Source organism: Acrocarpospora catenulata (genome assembly GCF_018476525.1).
Classification (GTDB): Bacteria; Actinomycetota; Actinomycetes; order Streptosporangiales; family Streptosporangiaceae; genus Acrocarpospora; species Acrocarpospora catenulata.
The window spans coordinates 311,813-322,600 of sequence record NZ_JAHCST010000002.1 but is presented as its reverse complement, the minus strand read 5'-3'; the positions used below and the strand labels follow the sequence as shown (position 1 = coordinate 322,600).

Genomic DNA, 10,788 nt, shown 5'->3' with positions numbered 1-10,788 from the left:
GAGGGCCACTCTGATGTCCGAAGATCGGAAGCTCGTTGAGTACCTGAAGTGGGTCACCGCCGATCTCCACGAGACCCGTCGACGGCTTGAAGAGTTGGAGTCGCATCGGCACGATCCGATCGCGATCGTGTCGATGGCCTGCCGCTTTCCCGGCGGAGTCGGCTCGCCTGAGGACTTCTGGCGGTTGCTGATCAACGGTGAGGACGCGATCTCCTCCTTCCCGGTCGATCGGGACTGGGATGTGGAGGGCATCTCGGCCATGGGGGTCGGATGCCAGGGCGGGTTCCTGTCCGATGCGGTGGAGTTCGACGCCGGGTTCTTCGGGATCTCGCCGCGTGAGGCAGTGGGGATGGATCCGCAGCAGCGGGTGCTGCTGGAGACGTCGTGGGAGGCGATCGAGCGGGCCGGGATCGACCGGGTCTCGCTGAAGGGCAGCTCCACCGGCGTGTTCGTGGGCACCAACGGCCAGGACTACATGAGCCTGGTCCTGGAAGGCGGGCAGGGCGACAGCGTCACCGGAACGGTGGCCAGTGTGCTGTCCGGACGCCTGTCCTACACGCTGGGCCTGGAGGGCCCGGCGATGACGGTGGACACGGCCTGTTCCTCGTCGCTGGTGGCGATTCACCTCGCGGCGCAGGCGCTGCGGTCGGGTGAGTGCTCGCTGGCGCTGGCCTGCGGGGTGACCGTGATGGCCTCGCCGCTGGTGTTCCTCGGGTTCAACGCGCAGGGCGCGATGGCGCCCGACGGCCGGTGCAAGGCGTTCGCCGACACCGCGAACGGCACGGGCTGGTCTGAGGGCGTGGGCGTGCTGGTGCTGGAGCGGTTGTCGGACGCCCGCCGCAACGGGCACGAGATCCTCGCGATCGTCCGGGGTTCCGCGGTCAATCAGGATGGCGCGTCCAACGGGTTGACCGCGCCGAACGGTCCTTCGCAGCGGCGGGTGATCCGCAAGGCGCTGGCCGTCGCGGGACTGAGTCCCGCTGACGTGGACGCGGTCGAGGCGCATGGCACCGGGACGACGCTGGGTGACCCGATCGAGGCCCAGGCGTTGCTGGCCACGTACGGCAAGGACCGGCCAGAGGGGCAGCCGCTCCTGCTCGGGGCGGTCAAGTCGAACATCGGTCACACGCAGGCCGCGGCGGGTGTGGCCAGCGTGATCAAGACGATCTTGGCTCTCCGGCATGGGGTGCTGCCCAAGACGTTGCATGTGGACGAGCGATCTTCGCGGGTGGACTGGGACTCGGGCGCGGTCGAACTGCTGACGGAGCCGGTGGAGTGGCCGCGGACGGGCCGTCCGCGCCGGGCGGGTGTGTCGTCGTTCGGGATGAGCGGCACGAACGTTCACATGATCTTGGAGCAGGCACCGGAGACGCCGCAGGCCGAGCTGGACGCGGCGGACCCGGCGCCGGTGGCGGGTGTGCTGCCGTGCGTGATCTCGGGCAGATCCGATGACGCGTTGCGGGCGCAGGCCGGCCGGCTGGCCGAGTATGTGGCGGCGGCGGAGGATCTGCGGCTGGTCGATGTGGCGTTCTCGCTGGCCACAACGCGGTCGATGTTCGAGCGCCGCGCGGTGGTGGTCGGGCGTGATCGTGAGGAGTTGCTGGCCGGTCTCGGCCCGCTGAGCACGGACGACGCCGGAGCCCCCCTGCGGGGTGGCGTGATCGCAGTGGGGTCGGCCCGTGTGGTCGCGGGTGTGGCCGACGTCGTCGGGAAGTCGGTGTGGGTGTTCCCGGGCCAGGGGGCGCAGTGGGCGGGCATGGGTGCTGCCCTGCTTGAGGAGTCGCCGGTTTTCGCGGGTCGGATGGCGGAGTGTGCGGCGGTGCTGGAGCCGTTCGTGGACTGGTCGCTGCTGGATGTGATCCGGCAGACGGAGGGTGCTCCGTCGCTGGATCGGGTGGATGTGGTCCAGCCGGTGTCGTTCGCGGTGATGGTCTCCTTGGCGGCGGTCTGGGAATCGCTGGGGGTCCGCCCCGATGCCGTGGTCGGCCACTCTCAGGGCGAGATCGCTGCTGCTGTGGTCGCGGGTGGCCTGTCTCTACAAGACGGCGCCCGGATAGTGGTGCTGCGCAGCCGCCTGATCGCCGACCGGCTGGCAGGGCTCGGGGCGATGGCCTCGGTGGCGTTGCCGGTCGAGCAGGTCCGTGAGCGGCTGACCGGCTGGGACGGGCGGGTGTCGGTCGCGGCCGTCAACGGCCCGAATTCGGTGGTGGTCGCCGGTGAACTGCAAGCCGTCGAGGAGCTGGTGGAGCATCTGACCGAGGACGGGGTGCGGGTCCGGCGTATCACGGTGGACTATGCCTCGCATTCGGCTCAGGTCGATCTGATCGGTGAGGAACTGGCCAAGGTCCTGACAGGGGTGGTGCCGCAGCAGGTGCGGGTGCCGATGCTGTCGACCGTGACCGGCCAGTGGCTGGAGGGGCCGGAACTCGACGCGGCGTACTGGTGTGACAACCTGCGCAACACGGTCAACTTCGCCCCGGCGATCGGGCAGCTGCTGGAGCAGCGGTACCGGGCGTTTGTCGAGGTGAGCACGCATCCGGTGCTGACGGTCGGCATCGGCGAATGTGTGGACGAGGCCGCGGTGGATGCGGTGATCGCCGGTACCCTGCGCCGTGACGAGGGCGGGCTGGACCGGGTGCTGGTCTCGGCGGCCGAGCTGTTCGTGCGCGGCGTGACGGTGGACTGGCAGGCCGTACTGACCGGTGGGCGCAGGGTCGACCTGCCGACCTACGCCTTCCAGCACCGCCGGTACTGGCTTGAGAGCGCCGGTGCCGGTGCGGGGGACGTGGCGGCGGCGGGTCTGGCCGCGACGGATCATCCGCTGCTTGGCGCCGCGGTCGGGTTGGCCGATTCCGACGGAGTGGTGCTGACCGGGCGTATCTCGCTGCGAACGCAGCCGTGGCTGGCTGATCACACGGTGGCGGGGATGGTGTTCTTCCCAGGCACCGGATTCCTGGAGCTGGCGGTCCGTGCGGGTGACCAGGTCGGCTGCGGCCTGGTCGAGGAGCTGACCCTGGCCGCGCCGCTGGTGCTGGGCAAGGATGACGCGGTCGCGGTCCAGGTCGCGGTAGGCGCCCCGGAGGAGACCGGCCGCCGGACCCTGAGTGTCTACTCCCGGCCGGCGCAGGCCGGTGACGAGGTGCAGTGGGTGCGGCACGCCACCGGGACGCTCACCACGGATGCTCAGGCCGCCGCGCACTTCGATACGGCGGTGTGGCCCCCGGCCGGCGCGACCGCGATCGAGCTGGACGGGCTGTACGAAGAGCTGGCCGAGGGAGGGCTGGGGTACGGCCCGGTGTTCCAGGGCCTGCGGGGGGCCTGGCGTGGCACCGGTGGTGAGGTCTTCGCCGAGGTCGCGTTGCCGGAGCAGGCGCAGTCGGATGCCGGTGGCTTCGGGGTGCATCCTGCGTTGCTGGACGCCGCCCTGCACGCGATCGCGTTCGCCGGGCTGGACACCGCGGCGGGTACGCGGCTGCCCTTCTCCTGGCAGGAGGTGACCCTGTACGCCAGCGGAGCGGCACTGTTGCGCGTCCGCCTGGCCAAGGTGGGCGACGACGCCGTGTCGGTGAGCGCGGTGGACGCCGCTGGAGAGCCGGTGCTCTCCGCGCGGTCGCTGGTGTCGCGGCCGGTCTCGGCCGACCAGCTCGCCGCCGCCGGCAGTGGTCCGGGGGCGGAGCGGGAGGCGTTGTTCGGGCTGGAATGGGTGCCGGCTCACGCGCCGGTGTCCGACGCCGGGCTGGATGTGGCCGAGCTCACCGAAGAGGTTCTCGCTGACCTGGCGCTGCTGGAGGTGGTGCCGGATGTGCTGACGCTCAGTGTCGGCTCGTCGGAGACGGCCGGCACCGTGGAGTCGACCCACGAGCTGGTCGCTCAGGTCCTGGGGCTGTTGCGGCGGTGGCTGGCCGATGAGCGGTTCGAGGCTTCCCGGCTGGTGTTCGTCACTCGTGGTGCGGTGGCGGCGGGGGAGGGCGAGGTGGTCGCCGATCTGGCGGCTGCGGCGGTGTGGGGTCTGGTGCGGTCGGCGCAGTGGGAGAACCCGGGCCGGTTCCTGCTGGTCGATGTCGACGGTGAGCTGTCTTCACCCGTACTGGCCGGGGTGCTGGTCTCGGGTGAGCCGCAGGTGGCGGTGCGCGAGGGTGGGGTACGGGTCCCCCGTCTGGCGCGGGTGGCACCCGCGGAAGAGGTCGAGCGGCCGTGGGATCCCGACGGGACGGTGCTGATCACCGGTGGCACCGGTGGTCTGGGCGGCAGTCTGGCCCGGCATCTGGTGGCCGAGCGTGGCGTACGGCATCTGCTGCTTACCAGCCGCCGGGGTTTGGAGGCGCCGGGTGCGGTGGAGTTGCAGGCCGAGCTGATCGCGCACGGCGCCGAGGCCACGATCGCGGCGTGCGACATGGCGGACCGGGACCAGGTGGCGGCTCTGCTGGCCGGCGTGGACGAGAAGCATCCGCTGACCGCGGTCGTGCACACCGCCGGTGTGCTGGATGACGGCACGATTCCCTCGCTGACACCGGAGCGCCTGGAGTCGGTGCTGCGGCCGAAGGTGGACGCCGCCTGGCACCTGCACGAGCTGACCCAGGGCCTGGACCTCGCGGCGTTCGTCCTGTTCTCCTCGCTCGCGGGTGTCATGGGCGCGGCTGGGCAGGCCAACTATGCCGCCGCGAACACGTTCTTGGACGCGCTGGCCGAGTCGCGTCGTGCCGAGGGGCGGCCGGCGCAGTCGCTGGTGTGGGGTCCCTGGACTCAGGACACCGGCTTGACCGGCACGCTGAGCGAGGTCGACATGCGGAGGATCGCCCGGACGGGCATGCCACCGCTGTCGGTGGAACAGGGCTTGGCGCTGTTCGACGCGGCCTGCCGGGTGGCCCGGCCGGTGGTGATCCCGCTCCGGTTGGAGCTGGCGGTGCTGCGCGCCTTCGGCGAGGTCTCTCCGTTGTTCCGGGGGCTGGTGCGGGGCGGTCGGCGGTCGGCGGCGTCCGGTTCGGTGGTGGCGGCGACGTTGCTGAATCGGCTGGCTCCGCTGGGGGCGGCCGAGCGTGCCGAGGTTCTGCTGGATCTGGTACGCACCGAGGTGGCCTCGGTGCTCGGGCACGCCTCGCCGGAGATGGTGGAGGTGCGGCGGGAGTTCCGTGAGCTGGGCTTCGACAGCCTCACCGCGGTGGAGTTGCGTAACCGGTTGAACTCCGCGACCGGGTTGCGGTTGCCGTCCACGCTGGTGTTCGACTATCCGACTCCGGTGGTGCTGGCGGAGTTTCTGCTGAACGAGTTGTTCGGCGAGGGCGCCGATGTGGTGGTGCCCACGGCGATGGCGCCGGTGACGAACGATCCGATCGTGATCGTGGGCATGTCGTGCCGTTTCCCGGGCGAGGTCGACTCTCCGGAGGATCTGTGGCGGCTGGTTTCCGAGGGCGGGGACGGGATCGGTGAGTTCCCGACCACGCGCGGCTGGGATCTGGGAGCGTTGTACAGCCCGGATCCGGATAACCCGGGCACCAGTTACGTGCGCGACGGTGGCTTCCTGGAGAGCAGCGAGCAGTTCGATCCTGGCTTCTTCGGGATCTCGCCGCGTGAGGCGCTGGCGATGGACCCGCAGCAGCGGCTGCTGCTGGAGGCGTCCTGGGAGGCTTTCGAGCGGGCGGGTATGGACCCGCTCTCCTTGCGTGGCAGCCGGACGGGTGTTTTCGCCGGTGTGATGTATCACGACTACGCGATGACCGCGGAACTCCCGCTGGAGGCGATGGGCTTCATCAGCACGGGTGCCGCGGGCAGCGTCGCGACCGGCCGGATCTCGTACACGCTGGGTCTGGAGGGCCCGGCGGTGACGGTGGACACCGCCTGCTCGTCGTCGCTGGTGGCGATGCACATGGGGGTGCAGGCGCTGCGGTCGGGGGAGTGCGATCTGGCGCTGGCCGGTGGTGTGACGGTGATGGCCTCGCCGGCGGTGTTCATCGGTTTCAGCGCGCAGGGCGGCCTGGCCCCCGACGGCCGGAGCAAGTCCTTCGCCGACGCGGCGGACGGCACCAGCTATTCCGAAGGCGTGGGCATGCTGGTCCTGGAGCGGCTGTCGGACGCCCGCCGCAACGGCCACCAGGTGCTCGCCATCGTGCGTGGCTCGGCGGTCAACCAGGACGGCGCGTCCAACGGGCTGACCGCACCGAACGGCCCGTCGCAGCAGCGGGTGATCCGCCAGGCACTGGCCGTCGCTGGGCTGTCTCCTGCCGAGGTGGACGCGGTCGAGGCGCACGGTACGGGTACGACCCTGGGTGACCCGATCGAGGCGCAGGCGCTGATGGCGACCTACGGGCAGGATCGGGACGAGGACCGGCCGCTGTTGCTGGGTTCGATCAAGTCGAACATCGGTCACACGCAGGCCGCCGCCGGTGTCGCGGGTGTGATCAAGATGGTCCTGGCCCTCCGGCATGGCGTGCTGCCCAAGACGCTGCATGTCGATGCTCCCTCCTCGCATGTGGACTGGTCGGCCGGTGCGGTGGAGTTGCTGACCGAGCCGGCCAGGTGGCCGGAGACCGGCCGTCCGCGCCGGGCGGGTGTGTCGTCGTTCGGGATCAGTGGCACCAACGCGCATGTGATCTTGGAGCAGGGGCCGGAGGCTTCTGTATCGGAGCCGGTGGAACAGGCGCCGGGTGTCGTGCCGTGGGTGGTCTCGGCCAAGACTCCGGAGGCGTTGCGTGGTCAGGCGCGTCGTCTGGCGGCGCAGGTGGAGGCGGCCGACCTGGACCCGGTCGATGTCGGGTCCTCGCTGGTGGTGTCGCGGTCGGTGTTCGAGCACCGTGCGGTGGTGGTCGGGCGGGATCGTGGCGGGTTGCTGGCGGGTGTGGGTGCGCTGAGCGCAGGTGAGCCGGCGGCTCACGTTGTCTCGGGCGTGGCCGATGTCGCAGGGAAGTCGGCGTGGGTGTTCCCGGGTCAGGGAGCTCAGTGGGCGGGTATGGGCAGGCAGCTCCTTGAGGAGTCGCCGGTCTTCGCGGGTCGGATGGCCGAGTGCGCGGCGGCGCTGGAGCCGTTCGTGGACTGGTCGCTGCTGGACGTGATCCGGCAGGCCGAGGGCGCTCCGGGGCTGGATCGGGTGGATGTGGTCCAGCCGGTGTCGTTCGCGGTGATGGTGTCGCTGGCAGCGGTGTGGGAGTCGCTGGGGGTCCGTCCCGGCGCGGTGGTCGGCCACTCGCAGGGCGAGATCGCCGCCGCGGTGGTCGCGGGTGGCCTGTCGCTGCAGGATGGCGCCCGGGTGGTGGCGTTGCGCAGCCGCCTGATCGCCGACCGGCTGGCGGGGCTCGGGGCGATGGCGTCGGTGGCGTTGCCGGTCGAGCAGGTGCGTGAACGGCTGTCGTCTTGGGACGGGCGGATCTCGGTCGCGGCGATCAACGGCCCTCGCTCGGTGGTGGTGGCCGGTGAGGTCGCGGCCATTGAGGAACTGGTCGAGCGATTGGCCGAGGATGGGGTGCGGGTTCGCCGTATCGCGGTGGACTATGCCTCGCATTCGGCCCAGGTCGATCTGATCGGTGGGGAACTGGCTCAGGTCCTGGCGGAGGTGGCTCCGCGTGCGGTGCGGGTGCCGATGTTGTCGACGGTGACCGGTCAGTGGCTGGAAGGTCCGGAACTCGACGCGGGGTACTGGTGTGACAACCTGCGCAACACGGTCAACTTCGCCCCGGCCGTCGGGGAACTGCTGGAGCAGCGCCACCGCGTGTTCGTCGAGGTGAGTCCCCATCCGGTGCTGACGATCGGCATCGGGGAATGCGTGGACGAGGCCGCGGTGGACGCGGTGATCGCCGGGACGTTGCGCCGGGACGAGGGCGGGCTGGACCGGGTGCTGATCTCGGCCGCAGAGCTGTTCGTGCGCGGCGTGACGGTGAACTGGCAGGCCGTACTGCCCGGCGGTCGCCAGGTCGACCTGCCGACCTATGCCTTCCAACACCAGCGATTCTGGCCGAACACCAGGCAGAGCGGTGACCCTCGCGTGCTGGGCCTGTCCGCGACGGATCACCCGCTGCTGGGCGCGGCGATCCCGCTGGCCAACTCCGATGGGGTGGTGCTGACCGGGAGGTTGTCGGTGAGCACCCAGCCGTGGCTCGCCGATCACCTGGTGGCGGGTTCGGTGGTGGTGCCGGGCAGCGTGTTCGTGGAGCTGGCGATCCGGGCGGGTGACCAGGTCGGCTGCGATGTGATCGAAGAGCTGACGCTGGCCGCGCCGCTGGCCCTCGTCGGACACGAGGCGGTAGTGGTGCAGGTCTCGGTGGACGCACCACAAGAGGGCCGCCGGAGCCTGAGTGTCCACACACGTCCGGCGGACGCGGCCGATGAGGCTCCGTGGGTGCTGCGCGCCACCTGCACACTCGCGACAGGTACTCCGGAAGCCGTGCCGTTCGACGCGGCGGTGTGGCCTCCGGCCGACGCGACCGCGATCGAGTTGGAGGGGCTGTACGAGGAACTGGCGAAGGAGAGCTTCGCCTACGGTCCGGCGTTCCAGGGGCTGCGGGCGGCCTGGTGGGGTGCTGACGGCGAGGTGTTCGCCGAGCTGAGTCTGCCGGAGCAGGCAGGAGACGCGGCTTCGTTCGGGTTGCATCCGGCGCTGCTAGACGCGGCTTTGCAAGCGGCGCCGTTCACTGGGCTGGACGATTCCGAGGGCGGCCAGGTGCCGTTCTCCTGGGGTGAGGTGTGCCTGCACGCGGGCGGCGCGTCGATGCTGCGGGTACGGCTGGCTCGGACAGGGGACGACGCGTTCTCCCTGTTCGCGGTGGATGCGGCCGGAGAGCCGGTGGTGTCGGCCCGGTCGGTCGTGATGCGACCGATGGCCACCGAGCAGGTGGCCGGCTCCGACCATCGCGGAGCCGGATGGGACTCGCTGTTCCGGGTGGAATGGTCCGTGGTCGGCGGCCTGCCGCAGGCCGACCAGGTGTCGCCGGCGGTGCTCAGCTTGGACGCCCTGGGCCACGCCCCCGCGGTCGCCGATCTGGTCGGGGAACCTGGCGGGCATTCGGTGCCGGTGCACGTTGATCTGTCGTCGCTGGCCGAGGCGGATCCGGTCCCGGCAGTGGTGGTGACGGAGATAGTCTCGGATCCGGCGGCCGGGGTGGTGGAGTCGGCGCATGAGCTGACCGCCCGCGTTCTGGACCTGGTGCAGCGGTGGCTGGCCGATGAACGGTTCGCCGATTCGCGGCTGGTGTTCCTCACCCGGGGCGCGGTCGCGGTGAGCGACGGCGAAGTGGTCACCGATCTGCCGGCTGCGGCGGCGTGGGGCCTTGTCCGCAGTGCCCAGTCGGAGGAGCCGGGCCGGTTCCTGCTGGTCGACGTGGATGATCAGGAGTCTTCGCCGCTTGATGTACTGCCCGGCGTGCTGGCCTCGACTGAGCCGCAGGCCGCCGTACGCGAGGGGGAGGTGTTGGTTCCGCGCCTCGTCCGGCTGTCACCGGACGAACACGACGCCCCGGCCTGGAACCCCGAGGGCACAGTGCTGATCACTGGTGGGACCGGTGGTCTGGGCGCGTTGTTCGCGCGGCATGTGGCGGCCGAGCGTGGCGTACGGCATCTGCTGCTGACCAGTCGCCGGGGCGTGGAGGCTCCGGGTGCGGTGGAGCTGCAGGCGGAGCTGATCGCGCACGGCGTTGAGGTCACGATCGCGGCGTGCGACATGGCCGACCGGGACGCGGTGGCGGACCTGCTGGCCGGTGTCGATGCCGCTCATCCGCTGACCGCGGTGATCCACACCGCCGGTGTGCTGGCCGACGGCACGATCCCGTCACTGACGCCCGAGCGGCTGGACAGCGTGCTGCGGCCGAAGGCGGATGCGGCCTGGCACCTGCACGAGCTGACCCAGGGCCTGGATCTGGCCGGGTTCGTGATCTTCTCCTCGCTGGCCGGGGTGATGGGCAACGCCGGTCAGGGCAACTACGCGGCGGCGAACGCGTTCCTCGACTCGCTGGTCCAGTCGCGCCGGGCGCAGGGGCTGCCCGGGTTGTCGCTGGCGTGGGGTCTGTGGGAGCAGGGGACCGGGATGACCGGGGGGCTCGGGGCGGTCAATCTGCAGCGGATGGCGCGGGCGGGCATGCCGGCGCTGTCGGCCGAACAGGGGCTGGCGGTGTTCGAGGCGGCCACCGCGTCGGGCCGGGCGACGGTGGTGGCGGCGCGGCTGGATCTGTCGGTGCTGCGCACGTTCCCTGAGGTGCCGCATCTGATGCGGGGCCTGGTGCGCGTAGGCCGCCGGTCGGCGGTCTCCACCTCGCTGGGCGGGGAGGCGGACCTGGTACGGCGGCTGGCGGGACTGGGCGAAGCCGAGCGGATGCGGCTGGTGACGGAGCTGGTGCGCGCGCAGGCCGCGGTGGTGCTGGGCCACCCGTCGCCGGAGGCGGTCCAGGCGCGGCGGGAGTTCCGCGAGCTGGGCTTCGACTCCCTCACCGCCGTGGAACTGCGCAACCGGCTCAATGCCGTCACCGGGTTGCGGCTGCCCGCCACCCTCATCTTCGACTGCCCCACCCCCGCGAGCCTCGCCGAATACGTGCTGGCGGAAATCGCTCCCGGAGCGAACACCGAGGTGGAGCTGTCATTGCTGGCCGATCTCGAACGGTTCGAAACCGCGTTCTCCGGCAACGTGCTCGACGACCGCGCCCGGAACGGCATCGCGACCCGGCTGCGGCACCTGCTGGCGAAGGTGAGCGAGAGCGGCGCGGAAACTAGTGAAACCGCTGTCGCCGACATGCTCGAATCTGCGAGTACCGAGGAGATCCTCAGTTTTATCGACAACGAACTGGGCCGCTCGAGAGATCTGTGACCCGAGCC

1 protein-coding gene is annotated in these 10,788 nt (G+C 70.8%); it reads left to right on the top strand.

Going from position 1 to position 10,788, the window contains the following annotated elements; genetic code table 11:
• Positions 1-13 precede the first annotated feature (13 nt).
• Positions 14-10,780 (top strand): type I polyketide synthase, encoded by a 10,767-nt coding sequence (locus KIP79_RS03165; RefSeq protein ID WP_214103133.1) that lies wholly within the window; start codon positions 14-16, stop codon positions 10,778-10,780.
• Positions 10,781-10,788: the final 8 nt, after the last annotated feature.